The 1,335-nt window shown below is 58.4% G+C and carries 1 protein-coding gene and 1 tRNA gene; both read right to left on the reverse strand.

Annotated features, from left to right (window positions below; translation table 11 throughout):
- Positions 1-78 precede the first annotated feature (78 nt).
- Positions 79-152 (reverse strand) — tRNA-Gly (locus ACP5PX_RS07340).
- Between the two features lie 38 nt (positions 153-190).
- Positions 191-1,335: type II secretion system F family protein (locus tag ACP5PX_RS07345; protein WP_428085318.1), on the reverse strand; the 1,145-nt coding region annotated here is incomplete at its 5' end.

Consider the following 1,335-nt stretch of genomic DNA (forward strand, 5'->3'; position numbering starts at 1 on the left):
CCACCTCATCGGTCCAGCCCCCGGCAGCCAAAATATCGCTCTCAGGACAATTTTAAAAATTTAATGCAACACACCAGGTGCGGTGGGCGGGATTCGAACCCGCGCTGCGAGCTTGGCAAGCTCGTGTCCTGACCAAGCTAGACTACCACCGCCCGCTGTGAACTTATCCCCGCGCCAATTAAAACTTAACCTAAAAAAGGAAATCTACCATCTGCCCGCCCAAGATCGCCCCCACCGTGAAAACCACTAGCGCCACCGGAACGGCACTCGCCACCGCCATTCGCTTGGCCAGCCTGTCTCCACCCAGCTCAATCTCCACTACGTAGTTGGTCAGGATGATGGTGAGAATAATCGTGTACAGACCAAGCACAAAGAGAAAGGCCGCCGGCGATATCCCGGTCGTAGGGAAGAGGTCAAGCGAGGGGATCTTCTCCGAAAGCAGCCCTTGCAGCCTAGCCGCGATTGAGACGATCAAAGGCGCGAAGAAGATGGCCACCGCCCGCATTGAGGTGACAACCTCGGCCATCGAACGCCTCATTTCCTCCTTGGCCTCATTCAGCTCACGAAGATGCTGCGCCGTCCGGAGGATCGCCTCCCCGGCGGTGCGCGTGCTCTTCTCGATCAGGTCCAAGAGCATCTTCAGCGTCCCGCGGATCATGCTGGAACCGACCAATCTTAGTGCCCCGCGGCTTTCTTCAAAGAGGGCCGCGCGCAGACCCATGCCGCCGAGCCTGACGTTAGTGGAGGCCGCCCGAAAAACCTGGGCAATTTTGCTCCCGGACATCGCTGCCGCCACGTGCTCCAAGGCCGCCTCGGCCGGACGCCCCTCAGAGACGCGATTACCGAGCTGCATCAGGGCATCGCTGAACTCCCGCTCCATCTGAACTATCTCCTCGCGGCGCCGATAGCCCGGAGCGGAATCAAAATAAAGGAAGGCGGAAAGACCGAGACCAATCCCCCAGAGGCCGGCCAGGGTGGTGACATCCGGCGCCGGCGCAAACCAAAAACAAAGGATCGGAGCTGGTACCGACACGGCCAAGGCCTTCACCGCCGAATGCCACCAGTTCGGTTCAATCGAATGGTCTAACTGCTGAAAAATGACCGGCCGTTTTGAAAGCACGTTGCTGCTCAAAAGATGCACCAGCAGGGGCAGAACAACGCAGTAAATGAGGGCGATCTGGACCAAGCCGACTTGCAGGTCAATTACGGAGAGCACGGGCAAGATGACGACAAAAACCAACGGCAGCAGGATGCCCAGACTGTAGATCAGCAACGTGGGCAAACTCAGGTTCGAGGAAAATTCCCGCACCCGCTGCCTAGTTCCCTGCAGGACCA

Source organism: Hadarchaeum sp. (SeqCode), from assembly GCF_049969415.1.
Classification (GTDB): domain Archaea; phylum Hadarchaeota; class Hadarchaeia; order Hadarchaeales; family Hadarchaeaceae; genus Hadarchaeum.